Genomic DNA, 15,634 nt, shown 5'->3' with positions numbered 1-15,634 from the left:
AAAATAATGAGTATTATAATTAAAGTTCACGCAAGACAAATTCTTGATTCTAGAGGTAATCCTACTATTGAAGTTGACGTAGTAACTGAAAATGGAGTTTTAGGTAGAGCTGCTGTTCCATCTGGAGCATCAACTGGAGAGCACGAAGCTGTTGAATTACGTGATGGAGGTAAAGCTTATCTAGGTAAAGGTGTTTTGAATGCAGTGAATAATGTAAATACTATTATTGCTGAAGAATTAGTTGGAACTTCTGTTTTCGAACAAAATACAATTGACCAATTAATGATTGATTTAGATGGTACTCCAAACAAATCTAAATTAGGAGCCAATGCTATTTTAGGAGTTTCTTTAGCTGCTGCAAAAGCTGCTGCTAACGAGCTTGGTTTGCCATTATACAGATATGTAGGTGGAGTTTCTGCTAATACATTGCCTGTTCCAATGATGAATATCATCAATGGTGGTTCTCACTCTGATGCGCCTATCGCATTCCAAGAGTTTATGATTTTCCCAGTAAAAGCAACTTCTTTTACACATGCAATGCAAATGGGAACTGAAATTTTCCACAACTTGAAAAAAGTATTACACGACAGAGGTTTAAGTACTGCTGTAGGTGATGAAGGAGGTTTTGCTCCAAACTTAGCTGGTGGAACTGAAGATGCTTTAGATACTATCAAACTTGCAGTTGAGAAAGCAGGATATTCTTTCGGTGACGAAATTATGATTGCTCTTGACTGTGCGGCTTCTGAGTTTTATGTAAACGGTAAATACGATTACACTAAATTTGAAGGAGAAACTGGAAAAATTAGAACTTCTGCAGAACAAGCTGAATACTTAGCTGAACTTGCTGCTAAATATCCAATTATCTCTATCGAAGACGGTATGTACGAAGATGACTGGGACGGGTGGAAAGCTTTAACTGAAAAAATTGGAGATAAAGTTCAATTAGTAGGTGATGATTTATTTGTTACGAATGTTGCTCGTTTGTCAACAGGTATCGAAAAAGGAATTGCTAACTCAATTTTAGTAAAAGTAAACCAAATTGGTACTTTGACTGAAACAATTGCTGCTGTAAACATGGCTAAAAATGCTGGTTATACATCTGTAATGTCTCATCGTTCAGGAGAAACTGAAGATAATACAATTGCAGATTTAGCTGTAGCTTTAAACTGTGGTCAAATTAAAACTGGTTCGGCGTCTCGTTCTGATCGTATGGCTAAATACAACCAATTATTAAGAATTGAAGAAGAATTAGGAAGTACAGCTTATTTTCCTGGTTTAAATGCTTTTAAGATTAAATAATCATAAGAGTTATATTAAGATAAACCATTCGTTTTCTAACGAATGGTTTTTTTTTGGACTTTTAACAAATTCATAGCAGTATTCTTTTTTTAATTAGTCTTAAATTCATTAGATTTGGTAAATTATTATTTAAAGAATTATTTCCAATATATTATGTCAAAAATAGCTACATTAGAAATAGATGGTAAAAAGATTGAGCTTCCGGTAATCACAGGAAGCGAAAACGAATCAGCTATCGATATCAACAAATTACGTGATTTAACAGGTTATATTACGCTTGATCCAGGTTATAAAAATTCAGGGTCTTGTACAAGTGAAATCACTTTCCTAGATGGAGAAGAAGGAATTTTGCGTTACAGAGGATATTCAATCGAAGACTTAGCAGAAAAAGCTAGTTTCTTAGAAGTTTCATATCTTTTGATTTTTGGAGAATTACCTACTGTTGCACAGTTAGAAGATTTTGAAAATAATATTAGAAAACATTCTTTGGTAAACGAAGAAATGAAAAATATTATTGACGGTTTTCCAAAAACGGCTCACCCAATGGGAGTTTTATCTGCTTTAACAAGTGCTTTGACGGCATTTAATCCTAAAGCGGTAAATGTTGATAACGAAAAAGAAATGTATGAAGCTATTTGTAAAACAATGGCTAAGTTTCTTGTGATTGCTACTTGGACTTACAGAAAGTCTATGGGGTATCCATTAAACTATTATGACAATACAAAAGGATATGTAGAGAGCTTTATGCAATTAATGTTTAAATTGCCTACAGGTCCTTATGCTGCAAATCCTATTATTGTTAATGCTTTAGATAAATTATTTATTCTTCATGCTGATCACGAACAAAACTGTTCTACTTCTACAGTAAGAATGGTAGGTTCTTCTCATGCTGGTTTATTTGCTTCAGTTTCTGCAGGAGTTTCTGCTTTATGGGGGCCACTTCATGGTGGTGCTAACCAAGCAGTACTTGAAATGTTAGAAGAGATTAATAAGGATGGCGGTGATACAGATAAATTCTTAGCGAAAGCGAAAGATAAAAATGATCCTTTCCGTTTAATGGGATTCGGACACAGAGTTTACAAAAACTTTGATCCAAGAGCTAAAATCATTAAAAAAGCGGCAACAGAAGTATTAGAAACTTTAGGTGTTGAAGATCCAATTTTAGATATTGCTAGAAAATTAGAAAAAGCAGCTCTTGAAGATGAATACTTCAAATCAAGAAACTTATATCCAAACGTTGATTTCTACTCTGGAATTATCTACAGAGCTTTAGGGATTCCAACAGACATGTTTACTGTAATGTTTGCAATTGGAAGATTACCTGGATGGATCGCACAATGGAAAGAAATGCGTGAAAACAAGGAGCCAATTGGAAGACCAAGACAAATCTACACTGGACATCCTTTAAGAGAGTTCAGGTCGAATAAATAAAAAACGAAAGCTTCACTTAACTGTGAAGCTTTTTTTATATTTGCTCAAAATATTATAATGTTATGTTGCAATTAAATGTTAAGAACGAAACATCGCGGCTTCGTGCTGTTGTTTTGGGTTCTGCTGTTCATAATGGGCCGACTCCAACAATCGAGGAAGCTTATGATCCTAAATCATTGGAACATATTAAGGCAGGAACTTATCCTGTAGAAAAAGATATGGTTGCAGAAATGGATGCTTTTAATGCTGTTTTCCAAAAATATGATGTAACTGTTTATCGTCCTGAAATGATTGAAAACTACAATCAGATTTTTGCCAGAGATATTGGTTTTGTGATTGATGATGTTTTTGTGAAATCAAATATTCTTCCAGATCGCGAACGTGAATTAGATGCAATTCAATATGTGATTGATCAAATTGATCCAGTGAAAGTAGTTCGCCCGCCTGAAGAAGTTCATATTGAAGGAGGAGATGTAATGCTTTGGAATAATCATATTTTTATTGGCACCTATAAAGGAAGTGACTATAAGGATTATATCACGGCCAGAACAAATATGCATGGTGTTAATTATATTAAGGAATTATTTCCAAATAAAATTGTCAAAGAATTTGATTTAGTGAAATCAAAATTAGAGGCAAGAGATAATGCTTTGCATTTGGATTGCTGTTTTCAACCTGTTGGAAAAGATAAAGGAATTATCTATAAAAGAGGTTTTAGAGAAGAGGCTGATTATTTGTATTTGGTGAATCTTTTTGGAAAAGAAAATTTGTTTCATATCGAAAGAAATGAAATGTATAATATGTTTTCAAACGTGTTTTCGATTGACGAAAATATTGTGGTTTCAGAGAAGAATTTTACGAGATTAAATAACTGGCTTCGCGCAAACGGTTTTACGGTTGAAGAGATTCCATATGCTGAAATTGCAAAACAAGAAGGTTTGTTGAGATGCTCAACATTGCCATTAATTAGAGACTAAATAATTTTTTCAAGTTTTAGGTTTCATGTTCTGTAAAAACTTGAAACCTGAAACCTGACACGAGGCTTTAGCCGAATTGGCGAAGCAAACGAAAAATATACAAAATGAGACAAACAACAAACGCGATAGTAATGATTAGGCCAGTTGCTTTTAGAATGAATGAGCAGACTGCTGTAAATAATTATTACCAAAAAGTATTAGATGGTTTATTGCCAAGTACTGTAAATGCAAAAGCACAGCAGGAATTTGATGCTTTTGTTGAAAAATTGAGAGCAGTTGGTGTTGATGTGACTGTAATTGAAGATACTTTAGAAACGGATACTCCAGATAGTATTTTTCCAAATAACTGGGTTTCGTTTCACGAAAATGGAGATGTAGCTTTATATCCAATGTTTGCAGAAAATCGCCGTCAGGAACGCCGTGAGGATATTTTGGATACTTTGGAAGAAAAAGGATTTGAAATCACAAATATAATGGACTATACTTCTGCCGAAGAAGATGGTATTTTTTTAGAAGGAACAGGAAGTTTATTGTTAGATCGGGCAAATGGTAAAGCTTATTGTGCTTTATCGCCAAGAGCTGACGAAGAATTATTTATTGAGTTTTGCGAAGATTTTGATTATGCTCCAGTAATTTTCGAGGCTTTTCAAACAGTTGAAGGAGAGCGTAAACTGATTTATCATACTAATGTTGTGATGTGTTTAGGAGAAACTTTTGCTGTTATTTGCGCAGATTCTATTGATGATAAAAAAGAACGCAAAATGGTGTTGGATAATCTTAAGCAAGATGGAAAAGAAATTATTCTAATTACAGAAGATCAAGTAAATAATTTTGCTGGAAATATGCTTGAAGTTCGCGGGACAAATGACAAAAGATATATTGTAATGAGCGCTTCTGCACATCAGAGTTTAACTTCGAAACAAATTACGCAGTTAGAGAATCATGCTGAAATTTTAAGTTCAAGCCTTGATACAATCGAAGCTTGCGGTGGGGGAAGTGCTAGATGTATGATGGCTGAAGTTTTCTTGCCAAGAAGTTAGCTGAATATTTAGTAAAAAAAGAAAGGGATAAGATCTTCATGATTTTATCCTTTTTTTTGCATATGCTTTAATTTAGAAATTTCCTTTGATAATGTTTACAATGGCACTTACAATATATTGAATGCCTATCGAAATAACTATAAAACCAACAATTCTAGAAATTGCAACAATTCCGGAAGCACCTAATATTCTGGCTAAGTAATGAGCGCTTTTTAAAATTGCAAAAATAGCAACTGCAATGGCGATAATGGCCAAAGTAGAAATTATGACTTCATTTAGTTCGTGGTGTTCCTGATAAAAAGCAATTAAAAGCGACATTGAGCCTGGACCGGCAAGCATGGGTATTGCTAAAGGTGTTAGCGCAATATCATTTCTTTGCTGTGCTTCATTTTCAATTTTTTTGTTGATCCCTCTCTTTTTATTGAATTTTCCAGAAAGCAGAGAGAATCCAGAGTTAACAATTACAATTCCTCCAGCGATTCTTAAAGCGTCTATGCTAATTCCGAAAAAGGTCAATACATACTGACCAATAAAATAAGAAACTAGCAATATAATGCAAACATTAATAGCTGTCCAAAGTGAGATTCTAGATCTTTCTTTTTGTGAATCATTTTGTGTTAATCCAACGAAGATTGGGACAGTTCCAATTGGGTTTAATACCGAAAATAATGCGGCAAATAAATAGATAAATAATTCCATAGGGGTTTGGGTTAATGAAGTAAAAATAGTTATTTTTTGATGTCTTTTGGTATAATTATGTTAGGATAATGTTTTTAATTGCTATAGATTCTGAATCAAATAGATAAAGATAAAATCGTTCTTTTTGATTACTTTTGCAGTCTAAATGAAAATAATGAAAAATAAAAAAACACTAGTTATAGGAGCGTCAACAAATCCAGAGCGTTATTCTTACAGAGCTGTAAATATGCTTGTAGGAAAAGGATATTCTGTTTTGGCTATAGGGCAAAAAGCAGGAGAAGTTGCAGGAGTAAAAATTCATACTAAAGCGATACCGGTTAAAAATATTGATACCATTACTTTGTACCTGAATCCAGTTCGTCAAAGAGATTATTATAATTATATCATAGAAGCAAAACCAAACAGGGTTGTTTTTAATCCAGGAACAGAAAATCCTGAATTATATCAATTGTTGGAATTGAATGATATTCAAGTAGAAGTTGCCTGTACACTTGTTTTATTGGCGACTAATCAATATTAATGCTGGATTTTTTGTTGTTAGAAATATTACAGGTTGCTATTATTTTGATTTAAGTAATGATTCTTGTGAAAAGCAGTATTTATTAAGGCCGAATTTAATTTCAAATAGTTGCTAAACCATTAAAAGTATTACTTTTGTCGTCATGGAATTTTCATCAAAATTAATTGAAAAAGCGGTAAATGAAATGTCGCAATTACCGGGTATTGGTAAACGGACGGCACTCCGATTAGTTCTTCATCTGCTTAAGCAACCGAAAGAACATACTGCTTTTTTATCTCAGGCGCTTTTAACCATGCGTGAAGATATTAAGTTTTGTGAAAGCTGTCATAATATTGCGGACACTAAAATCTGTGAGATTTGTGCTAATCCAATAAGAAATCATGAGACTATTTGTGTAGTTGAAGATATTCGTGATGTAATGGCAATTGAAAACACAGGCCAGTTTAAAGGTATTTACCATGTGCTTGGTGGGAAGATTTCACCAATTGAAGGAGTTGGACCAAATCAGTTGAATATTTCGAGTTTAGTAGAAAAAGCTAAATCTGGAAAAGTAACTGAAATTATCTTCGCTTTAAGTTCTACTATGGAAGGTGATACGACCAATTTTTACATTTATAAACAAATTGCTGATTTACAGATTGTAGTTTCAACAATTGCAAGAGGTATATCTGTTGGAGATGAATTAGAATATGCTGACGAAATAACATTGGGAAGGAGTATTCTACATCGAGTTCCTTTTGAAAAAACTTTTAAAAATAATTAACTAAACCCCCAAATAATAGTTAGTTTTTCTAGACATGAGAGGAAAAGCTATATTTGCGCTAAAATTAAACTAATGACACAAAAAAGCTTTTATCTATTTTTATTAATTTCGGTATTACTTACTTCATGTATTCCGATGAAAGATTTAGTTTATCTGCAAGATAAAAGTACTTCGAGTGAACAAAATACTATTACAGCGGTACAATCTAAACCATATAGATTACAGGTTAACGATATTTTAAGTATTAATATGAAAGCAATTGATCCAAAATTGGTTTCTATTTTTAATACAAGTAATAGTGAGAGTGCTCAAAATTTGCAATCAGAATCTTCATTGTATTTTGATGGTTTTAAAGTTGATGATCATGGAAATATTCGAATGCCCATTTTAGGAGAAGTAAACGTGATAGGGTATACGCTTGAAGAAGTTCGGGTGAAAATTGAAAAAAAACTATTAGAAGAGTATTTTAAGAGTGAGGCTAATATTTTTGTTACAGTAAAATTAGCAGGTTTTAGATATACAATTAATGGAGAAGTCGGAAGTACTGGCACAAAAATTTTGTATAAAGATAATGTGACAATTATGGAAGCTATTGCTAATTCAGGGGATATTACTACGGTTGGAAATAGAAAAGCTGTAACGGTAATTCGGCAGACTCCCACTGGAGTTCAGATGAATGATATAGACCTAACAGATGTAAATGTGATGAAGTCTCCTTACTATTATTTACAGCCAAATGATTATATTTATGTAAAACCTTTAAGACAGAAAACATGGGGAACTGGTCAAACGGGAATACAATCTATATCAACCATTATCACGTTACTGTCTTTGGCAACAACAGTTTACCTAATTATAAGAAATTAAAGAGATTTAAAAAATGTTAGATATTAAAGATTTTTCCATTTTTGAAAATCATTCCAATTTTGATTTTAAAGGTTTTCTGTTAAAAATTGCTAGTTATTGGAAATGGTTTCTAATCAGTTTGATTATTGCTTTTACTATTGCATATCAGGTAAATGTTCGTAAAGAAAAGATTTATGGTATGCAGACTATGGTTTCTATTAAAGAGCAAAGTAATCCATTTTTTACATCTAATACAAGTTTAGTTTTTAACTGGGGAGGAGTATCAGATCAGGTAAACGGAATTTCTACCATTCTAAAATCAAGATCCCATAATGAATTAGTTGTAGATAAACTGCAGTTTTATATTGATTATTTAGAACAGGGAAAATATAATTTAATTGATTCTTATGGAGCCGTTCCTTTTTATCTTGATATTGACAAAACAAAGGGGCAAATAGTCAATACATTAATTAAAATTAAGTTTTTGAGTGAAAGTGTATATGAAATTGAAATTCCTTTTGAAAACAATTCAGTTTCATTAATTACTTACAACACTAATGCTTATAGCAACACTTCTGTACAAATTGGAAATTTTATAAAGAAATTCAAAGTAGGGGAGCTTGTTAATCTTCCTTTCTTAAATTGGAAACTTCAAATAAATGATAATCCTGGGTTTTACAAAGGAAAAGAATATTTTGTAAAATTTAATGATTTTGATGGAACCGTCTCCAGATACAGAGGGATAAGTGTAGAACCGGATAGAGGAAGTGGTTCAATATTAAACTTGTCGATGCAGGGGACAAACAAGGCCAGAATGGTTGATTATTTAAATTCCACCGTGAAAATGCTTATCAAGATACAGTTGGATGGTAAGAATCAGTTCGCAACAAATACTATTCGGTTTATTGATAGCACCTTGGTTGCAATGGAGGCTCAATTAAAGCAGACAGGTAATGAGTTAAAGACCTTTCAAAAAGACAAGAATATTTTTCAAATCGAAGATGGAGGTGCTAGAGTTTCGGATAAAATAATGAACTTTGATGTTGAAAAAGATCAAGTTACCCGAAAGATTGCTTATTATAATTCATTAAAATCATATTTAAATAGTAATGGTGATTATTCAAGATTGCCTGCGCCTTCAGTTGCAGGAATTGAAGATCCCAATATTGTTGCAAATGTTTCAAAATTAATAGCGCTTTCTACACAGAGATCAGAAATGGCTTATGCGGTAAAAAGCGAAAAAATATTTAAAGATTTTGACAATCAGATGGAGGCCGTAAAAAACGTTCTTCAGGAGAACATTGCAACAGCAAAGTCTTCATTATTGTATGATTTGTCCTTGGTAAATGCTAAAATTGGCGAGGCAGAAAGTACAGTTCGTAAACTTCCTGTAGAACAACAAGAATTGTTGAAAATTAAAAGGAAATATGATTTAAATGATAATATTTACACCGCATTTCTTCAAAAAAGAAATGAAGCTGAAATTGTAAAAGCATCTAATTTATCAGATATTCATTTTATTGACCCGGCAAAAGATATCGGAGAAGGTTTAATAGGACCCAAAACATCTGTTAACTATATCATGGCTCTGTTTTTAGGTACTTTAATTCCTTTGCTGTTTGTTTTAGGTATTTTCTTTATTAATAATTCTATTCAAAACGCTGATGATATTAATAAATTAACACAAATACCATTGCTTGGAGTGATTGGAGTGAATAAAGATTCTCTGAATTTAGCAGTGTTTGATAAACCTAAATCAGCGCTTTCTGAGGCCTTTCGCGGAGTACGATCCTCTCTTCAATTTTTGTATAAAAAACAACAAGTAAGTGGCTCTAAAACATTAATGATTACTTCGTCAATTAGTGGTGAGGGGAAAACATTTTGCTCTATAAATATTGCAACTGTTTTTGCTTTAAGTGAAAAGAAAACAGTAATTGTTGGTCTAGATTTAAGAAAACCTAGACTGGCAGATGAGTTTCAATTAAATACACCTCTTGGAGTTGTTAATTATTTAATTAAACAGAATAGTCTAGAGGAGATTACAAATTCAACTTCTATTCCAAATTTAGATGTAATTCTTTCTGGGCCAATTCCTCCAAACCCTTCAGAACTGATTTTAAGTGATGCCATGAAAGAATTGATTGAAGAATTGAAGCTAAAGTATGACTATATTGTACTAGATACTCCTCCCGTAGGTTTGGTTTCAGATTCATTAGAGTTAGTTCAATTTTCGGATGTTATATTGTATATAGTTAGACAGAATTATACCAAAAAAGATATGATTACGTTGTTAAATAACAGAATAAAACGTGGTGAATTGACTAATGTCAGCATTGTCTTGAATGGTTATGAAAACAAAGCAAAATATGGTGGAGATTATGGTTATGGATATGGTTACGGTGCTTACGCAAATGGTTATCATGAAGAAGAAGTAAAGCTGAGTTTCTGGAAGACACTTTTAAATAGATTTAGAAAAAGTTAATTTTTTGTAAATGGAAAATGCAATAAAAAATACGATTTTAATTACTGGTGGAGCTGGATTTATAGGTTCAAATTTGACGGAGTATTTTTTAGGATTAGGATACAAAGTAGTTTGCCTAGATAATTTTTCGACAGGACATCGTCATAATCTGAATGATTTTTTAAATAATCCCAATTTTAAATTAATTGAAGGAGATATTAGGAATATAGAAGATTGTATTTTGGCTGTTGAAGGAGCGAATTATGTTTTACACCAAGCGGCTTTAGGTTCTGTTCCGCGATCAATAAAAGATCCTATAACGACAAATGATGTAAATGTTTCAGGTTTTTTGAATATGCTTACTGCTGCTCGTGATGCAAAAGTAAAACGTTTCGTGTATGCTGCGAGTTCATCTACTTACGGAGATTCAAAAGGATTGCCAAAAGTAGAAGAAGTAATAGGTAAGCCATTGTCGCCTTATGCAATTACTAAATATGTTAACGAATTATATGCTGAAATTTTCAGTAAAACTTACGGGTTAGAAACAATCGGCCTTCGTTATTTTAATGTTTTTGGAAGAAAGCAAGATCCAAATGGAGCTTATGCAGCGGTAATACCAAAATTTGTAAAACAATTTATGAATCACGAAAGTCCTGTAATTAATGGGGATGGCAATTATTCGCGTGATTTTACATATATAGATAATGTGATTCAGATGAATGAGTTAGCGATGACTTCACAAAATCCTGAAGCAGTTAATTCAGTTTATAATACAGCTTTCGGAGATAGAAACACGTTGAATGATTTAGTGAAATATTTGAAAGAGTATTTAGCTGAATTTGATTCAGAAATAAAAAATATACCCGTTGTATACGGAGAGAATAGAGTAGGTGATATTCCGCATTCACTAGCAAGTATCGAAAAAGCAAAAACAATACTAGGCTACAGTCCAAAATATTCTTTACAAGACGGATTGAAAGAAGCTGTTGGATGGTATTGGAATAATTTAAAATAAAAATAAATATCAAGAAATAATAGATCAATGAAAATTACAAAAATTTGCTGCATTGGTGCAGGGTATGTTGGAGGGCCAACAATGGCAGTTATCGCTCAAAAATGTCCAGATATTCAAGTTACAGTTGTAGATTTAAATGAAAAAAGAATTGCAGACTGGAATGATCCGAATCCAGAGAATATTCCGATCTATGAACCTGGACTATCTGAAATTGTAGCAGAGGCAAGAGGTAGAAATTTGTTTTTCTCTACTGATGTGGATAAGGCAATAGATGAAGCGGAAATGATTTTTATCTCAGTAAATACCCCCACAAAGACTTATGGAAAAGGTAAAGGGATGGCTGCTGATTTAAAATATATTGAATTGTGTGCAAGACAAATTGCACGAGTTGCAAAGCAAAATAAAATTGTCGTAGAAAAATCTACTTTGCCAGTTAGAACAGCTGAAGCAATAAAAAGTATATTGGATAATACAGGAAATGGAGTTCAGTTCCAAATTTTATCCAACCCTGAATTTTTAGCAGAAGGAACGGCAGTTGCTGATTTACTAAGTCCAGATAGAATATTAATAGGCGGAGACATTACTGAAGAAGGGCAAGAAGCAATTAATGCATTAGTAAATGTTTATGCAAACTGGGTAGATAAAGAAAGAATTTTAACCACTAATGTCTGGTCTTCTGAATTGTCTAAACTTACAGCAAATGCTTTTTTAGCGCAACGTATTTCATCAATTAATGCAATGTCTGAATTGTGTGAGAAAACCGGTGCAGATGTCAATGAAGTAGCCAGAGCAATTGGAATGGATAGTAGAATTGGCCCGAAATTTTTAAAAGCCTCAGTTGGATTTGGAGGATCATGCTTTCAAAAAGATATTTTAAATTTAGTTTATATTGCAAAATCTTACGGATTAAATGAAGTAGCAGATTATTGGGAGCAAGTTATTATAATGAATGATCATCAAAAAAGAAGATTTTCAAATAAAATTGTTCAAACTTTGTATAATACTGTAGCTGATAAGAAAATTGCATTTTTAGGATGGGCTTTCAAAAAAGATACAAATGATACTAGAGAGTCGGCTGCAATTTATGTGGCAGATGATTTAATTAATGAGCAGGCTAAAATCTCAGTTTATGACCCAAAGGTTTCAAGAGCTAAAATGCAAGCTGATTTAAATTATTTGGAAACAAGAAGCAAAGAAGAAAATAATGATTTTTTATATACATTTAATAATGCTTACGAAGCTTGTAAAGGAGCGCATGCAGTTGCGGTTTTAACTGAGTGGGATGAGTTTAGAACTTATGATTGGCAGAAGATTTACGATTCTATGCATAAACCTGCTTTCATCTTTGATGGAAGAAATATCTTGGATTCGAAACATTTAGAGTCAATTGGTTTTGTGTACAATGGTATAGGTTCTTAAGCTGTTCTATATTGGAGTAAAAATGTGTAAATGAAATAATGTGAAGTAGTAGGTTTTACTTCGTTATAAATAGAAAGATGAATTGGTACGTAGTTTATACAAAACCGAAATGGGAAAAGAAAGTTGCTGATAAACTCAAAGAGCTTGGAATTGAGTGTTATTGCCCTTTGGTGACTCAGATTAAGCAATGGTCAGACAGAAAGAAAAAGATAGAGGTGCCACTTTTTAATTCCTATGTTTTTGTGCAATTAACTGATGTTGAAAGAAATTCAGTTTTTCAAGTTGCAGGTGTCGTCAGGTATTTGTTTTGGTTAGGTAAACCAGCAATTGTAAAAGACGAGGAGATTGAAGCTATAAAAACAAGTCTTAAAGCTCCTAACATAAGTGATGTGACTGTTTCTTCCATTCAAGTGGGTGACAGAATTAAATTAGAGTCTGGAGCATTCAGTAACCAAAGTGCAATTGTACAGGAGGTTTCTAATAATTATTACATTTTAGTTCTAGAAACTTTAGGATGTATTTTAAAAATAAAATATAAATAACAGCGTTATCAAGTTAAAATTAACAGAAGAGAAAATCTTTTTTTAGATTTTTTTCTTCTGTTTTTTTATAAAGTAATTATTTACATCCTGATTAATAAGGTATTGTGCTAGAGTGCTTTTTTATTAACATTTAGTTTTTAAGGATTACGGGAAACCGTATTGAAAAAGTTGACTTATTGTACTATATTTGCCGAAAATGATTAATTTAGGTAGCTGAGTTCAAATAGTGGGACTTGGAACGGCGAAGCCGTGAATTATATTGACCTAAATAAATTAAAAAAAATGAAATTAGAAAATAATGTAAAAATCGCGGTTATTGGATTAGGCTATGTTGGCTTGCCTTTAGCTCGATTATTTGCAACAAAATATTCAGTTGTTGGTTTTGATATCAACGAATCAAGAGTTAATTCTTTAAAATCAGGAACAGATACAACTTTAGAAGTTGAAGATGATGTTTTGCAAAAGGTTTTAGTTGGCGATGCAAATGAAGAAAAAGGATTGTATTGTACAACCTCTTTAAGTGATATTGAGAATTGTAATTTTTATATAGTTACAGTTCCTACACCAGTCGATAGAAATAATAGACCAGATTTAACACCTTTGTACAAGTCCAGTGAGACAGTTGGAAAGGTCTTAAAAAAAGGAGATATTGTTGTGTATGAGTCGACAGTATATCCAGGTGTAACAGAAGAACAATGTGTGCCAGTTTTAGAAAAAGTTTCAGGTCTTAAGTTTAATGAAGATTTTTTTGCAGGATATTCACCAGAGAGAATCAATCCAGGAGACAAAGAACATACTGTTGAAAAAATATTGAAAGTCACTTCTGGTTCAACTCCTGAAATAGGATTAAAAGTAGACGAATTATATAAATCGGTTATCACTGCTGGAACACATCTAGCACCAACAATAAAAGTCGCTGAAGCGGCAAAGGTTATTGAGAACTCACAACGTGATATCAATATTGCTTTTGTTAATGAATTGGCCAAAATATTCAATTTAATGAATATTGATACACAAGAAGTATTGACAGCAGCAGCAACAAAATGGAATTTTTTACCATTTAAACCTGGACTTGTTGGAGGACATTGCATTGGTGTAGATCCTTATTATTTAGCACAAAGAGCTCAAGAATTCGGTTATCATCCCGAAATAATCTTAGCAGGAAGACGTTTGAATGATAGCATGGGCGAATATGTGGCTTCGCAGATAGTGAAGTTAATGATTAAAAAAGGAATTTCTGTAAATGGTGCCGAGTTATTGATGCTAGGAATTACTTTTAAAGAAAATTGTCCAGACGTAAGAAATACTAAGATAGTTGATGTTGTAAAAGCCTTAAAAGAATATGGAATTTTAGTTACCGTATTTGATCCTCTAGCAAATGCACACGATGTAATAAAAGAATATAATTTAATAACATTAGACTCCATTCCAAATAATAAATTTGATGCAATAGTTTTAGGAGTTTCCCATACGGAATTTTTAGAATTAGATTTTACTAGCTTGCAAAAATCAAATAGTTTATTATATGATGTAAAGGGGGTTTTGGGAGCTATAGCTGATAATAGATTATAGGTCTTTAAGACTCTTTTTAAATTAAAAAAATATGGAAAAGAATAGTTCAGTTATACATGTAATATTAACAGGTGGTGTAGGCAGTAGATTATGGCCACTATCTCGCAAGAGCCAGCCGAAACAGTACCTAGAAATATTTGAAGGAAAATCTTTATTTGAAATGACTGTTGATCGAAATAGTCATTTAGCAGATAAAGTAATGGTAGTAGGAAATGTTGATAATCATCATTTAAGCGGAAAAGTTATGGATAAAACTCAAACCTCTTACTTGAATATTGTAGAAGCAACTCCACGAAATACTGCAGCCGCAATCGCATTTGCTGCATTTGCATCTGATCCAGATGATATTTTAATTGTAACTCCTTCGGATCATATTATTGGTAAAGAAGAAGATTACAATAAGGCGATTCAGGAAGCAATTACAAAAGCAAAAGATGGTTATATAGTTACTTTCGGAATAATTCCCACAAAGCCTGAAACAGGCTACGGTTATATTGAATCAAAAGGAGATAAAGTACTTTCGTTTCGCGAAAAACCTAATGAAACTACAGCAAAAGAATTCATTGCAAGGGGGAATTTTCTTTGGAACAGTGGTATGTTTTGTTTTAAAGCTGGTGTTCTTTTGGAAGAATTGAAACAATTTCAACCAGATGTTTATGAAAAATCAAAATCTGTTTGGGAATCTTCTAAAAAAGGATTTTTAAATTTAAATTTATCTTTAGAAATACCTTCAATTAGTATTGATTATGCTGTTATGGAAAGAAGTAAAAAAATAAAAGTAGTTCCAGCATCTTTTTCTTGGTCAGATTTGGGATCATTTGAATCTGTCTATGAATATTTAGTTTCAAAAGGTCATCCAATTGATTCAAATGGAAATATGGTTATTGGATGCGATAGTCACACAACTTTTTTAGGGTTAAAAAATACAATATTTGTTCATACAAATAATGCGAATTTGATTTTACAGAAAGAAAATTCACAAGATGTAAAAGACATATATAATGAGTTAGAAAGACAAAATTCAAATTTATTAAATTAATTGAAATTTAA

Annotated in this window: 14 protein-coding genes; 13 read left to right on the top strand and 1 reads right to left on the bottom strand. The window is 32.4% G+C overall.

Annotation, left to right across the window (positions count from 1 at the left end; all coding sequences use genetic code 11):
- Nucleotides 1-6: 6 nt before the first annotated feature.
- From eno to ctlX, 4 genes are all read left to right on the top strand, one after another.
- Nucleotides 7-1,299: a phosphopyruvate hydratase gene (gene eno / locus BM289_RS19415; protein WP_008464336.1), complete on the top strand. Its 1,293-nt coding sequence runs from the start codon at nucleotides 7-9 to the stop codon at nucleotides 1,297-1,299.
- 153 nt (nucleotides 1,300-1,452) lie between these two features.
- A complete protein-coding gene (locus tag BM289_RS19410; protein WP_091496640.1) occupies nucleotides 1,453-2,730 on the top strand; it encodes a citrate synthase in 1,278 nt (425 codons plus the stop codon).
- Nucleotides 2,731-2,792: 62 nt separating this feature from the next.
- Entirely contained in the window at nucleotides 2,793-3,707 is a 915-nt protein-coding gene (locus tag BM289_RS19405; RefSeq protein ID WP_091496638.1) for a dimethylarginine dimethylaminohydrolase family protein, read from the top strand.
- 104 nt (nucleotides 3,708-3,811) lie between these two features.
- Nucleotides 3,812-4,747 (top strand): citrulline utilization hydrolase CtlX, encoded by a 936-nt coding sequence (gene ctlX, locus BM289_RS19400; RefSeq protein ID WP_091496637.1) that lies wholly within the window; start codon nucleotides 3,812-3,814, stop codon nucleotides 4,745-4,747.
- A 72-nt stretch (nucleotides 4,748-4,819) separates the two neighbouring features.
- Here the strand turns inward: ctlX and BM289_RS19395 are convergent, their stop codons facing one another.
- Nucleotides 4,820-5,446 (bottom strand): MarC family NAAT transporter, encoded by a 627-nt coding sequence (locus BM289_RS19395; protein WP_091496635.1) that lies wholly within the window; start codon nucleotides 5,444-5,446, stop codon nucleotides 4,820-4,822.
- Nucleotides 5,447-5,600: 154 nt separating this feature from the next.
- Here BM289_RS19395 and BM289_RS19390 point away from each other — a divergent pair, with 154 nt between their 5' ends.
- From BM289_RS19390 to BM289_RS19350, 9 genes are all read left to right on the top strand, one after another.
- Nucleotides 5,601-5,966, top strand: a complete 366-nt coding sequence (locus BM289_RS19390) for a CoA-binding protein (RefSeq protein WP_091496633.1) — start codon at nucleotides 5,601-5,603, stop codon at nucleotides 5,964-5,966.
- A 142-nt stretch (nucleotides 5,967-6,108) separates the two neighbouring features.
- A complete protein-coding gene (gene recR, locus BM289_RS19385) occupies nucleotides 6,109-6,729 on the top strand; it encodes a recombination mediator RecR (RefSeq protein ID WP_091496631.1) in 621 nt (206 codons plus the stop codon).
- 72 nt (nucleotides 6,730-6,801) lie between these two features.
- The gene (locus BM289_RS19380) at nucleotides 6,802-7,596 is read left to right on the top strand and encodes a polysaccharide biosynthesis/export family protein (protein ID WP_091496629.1); all 795 of its coding nucleotides are present in this window, start codon (nucleotides 6,802-6,804) and stop codon (nucleotides 7,594-7,596) included.
- Between the two features lie 13 nt (nucleotides 7,597-7,609).
- Nucleotides 7,610-10,057, top strand: a complete 2,448-nt coding sequence (locus BM289_RS19375; RefSeq protein WP_091496628.1) for a polysaccharide biosynthesis tyrosine autokinase — start codon at nucleotides 7,610-7,612, stop codon at nucleotides 10,055-10,057.
- 10 nt (nucleotides 10,058-10,067) lie between these two features.
- On the top strand, nucleotides 10,068-11,051 hold the full coding sequence (locus BM289_RS19370; protein WP_091496626.1) for an SDR family oxidoreductase: 984 nt from the start codon (nucleotides 10,068-10,070) through the stop codon (nucleotides 11,049-11,051).
- A 27-nt stretch (nucleotides 11,052-11,078) separates the two neighbouring features.
- Nucleotides 11,079-12,470, top strand: a complete 1,392-nt coding sequence (locus BM289_RS19365; protein ID WP_091496624.1) for a UDP-glucose 6-dehydrogenase — start codon at nucleotides 11,079-11,081, stop codon at nucleotides 12,468-12,470.
- A gap of 77 nt (nucleotides 12,471-12,547) precedes the next feature.
- A complete protein-coding gene (locus tag BM289_RS19360; protein WP_091496622.1) occupies nucleotides 12,548-13,012 on the top strand; it encodes a UpxY family transcription antiterminator in 465 nt (154 codons plus the stop codon).
- Nucleotides 13,013-13,294: 282 nt separating this feature from the next.
- Nucleotides 13,295-14,584 (top strand): nucleotide sugar dehydrogenase, encoded by a 1,290-nt coding sequence (locus BM289_RS19355; protein WP_091496620.1) that lies wholly within the window; start codon nucleotides 13,295-13,297, stop codon nucleotides 14,582-14,584.
- Between the two features lie 31 nt (nucleotides 14,585-14,615).
- The gene (locus BM289_RS19350) at nucleotides 14,616-15,623 is read left to right on the top strand and encodes a mannose-1-phosphate guanylyltransferase (RefSeq protein WP_091496618.1); all 1,008 of its coding nucleotides are present in this window, start codon (nucleotides 14,616-14,618) and stop codon (nucleotides 15,621-15,623) included.
- The last annotated feature ends 11 nt before the right edge of the window (nucleotides 15,624-15,634 follow it).

The organism is Flavobacterium phragmitis (assembly GCF_900112575.1).
GTDB lineage: Bacteria > Bacteroidota > Bacteroidia > Flavobacteriales > Flavobacteriaceae > Flavobacterium > Flavobacterium phragmitis.
This window is presented reverse-complemented; position numbering and strand designations above follow the sequence as displayed.

Excerpts from the sequence above, each read along its gene's own strand:
- eno (WP_008464336.1), top strand. The coding sequence starts at position 7 with ATGAGTATTATAATTAAAGTTCACGCAAGACAAATTCTTGATTCTAGA.
- BM289_RS19410 (WP_091496640.1), top strand. The coding sequence starts at position 1,453 with ATGTCAAAAATAGCTACATTAGAAATAGATGGTAAAAAGATTGAGCTT.
- BM289_RS19405 (WP_091496638.1), top strand. The coding sequence starts at position 2,793 with ATGTTGCAATTAAATGTTAAGAACGAAACATCGCGGCTTCGTGCTGTT.
- ctlX (WP_091496637.1), top strand. The coding sequence starts at position 3,812 with ATGAGACAAACAACAAACGCGATAGTAATGATTAGGCCAGTTGCTTTT.
- BM289_RS19395 (WP_091496635.1), bottom strand. The coding sequence starts at position 5,446 with ATGGAATTATTTATCTATTTATTTGCCGCATTATTTTCGGTATTAAAC.
- BM289_RS19390 (WP_091496633.1), top strand. The coding sequence starts at position 5,601 with ATGAAAAATAAAAAAACACTAGTTATAGGAGCGTCAACAAATCCAGAG.
- recR (WP_091496631.1), top strand. The coding sequence starts at position 6,109 with ATGGAATTTTCATCAAAATTAATTGAAAAAGCGGTAAATGAAATGTCG.
- BM289_RS19380 (WP_091496629.1), top strand. The coding sequence starts at position 6,802 with ATGACACAAAAAAGCTTTTATCTATTTTTATTAATTTCGGTATTACTT.
- BM289_RS19375 (WP_091496628.1), top strand. The coding sequence starts at position 7,610 with ATGTTAGATATTAAAGATTTTTCCATTTTTGAAAATCATTCCAATTTT.
- BM289_RS19370 (WP_091496626.1), top strand. The coding sequence starts at position 10,068 with ATGGAAAATGCAATAAAAAATACGATTTTAATTACTGGTGGAGCTGGA.
- BM289_RS19365 (WP_091496624.1), top strand. The coding sequence starts at position 11,079 with ATGAAAATTACAAAAATTTGCTGCATTGGTGCAGGGTATGTTGGAGGG.
- BM289_RS19360 (WP_091496622.1), top strand. The coding sequence starts at position 12,548 with ATGAATTGGTACGTAGTTTATACAAAACCGAAATGGGAAAAGAAAGTT.
- BM289_RS19355 (WP_091496620.1), top strand. The coding sequence starts at position 13,295 with ATGAAATTAGAAAATAATGTAAAAATCGCGGTTATTGGATTAGGCTAT.
- BM289_RS19350 (WP_091496618.1), top strand. The coding sequence starts at position 14,616 with ATGGAAAAGAATAGTTCAGTTATACATGTAATATTAACAGGTGGTGTA.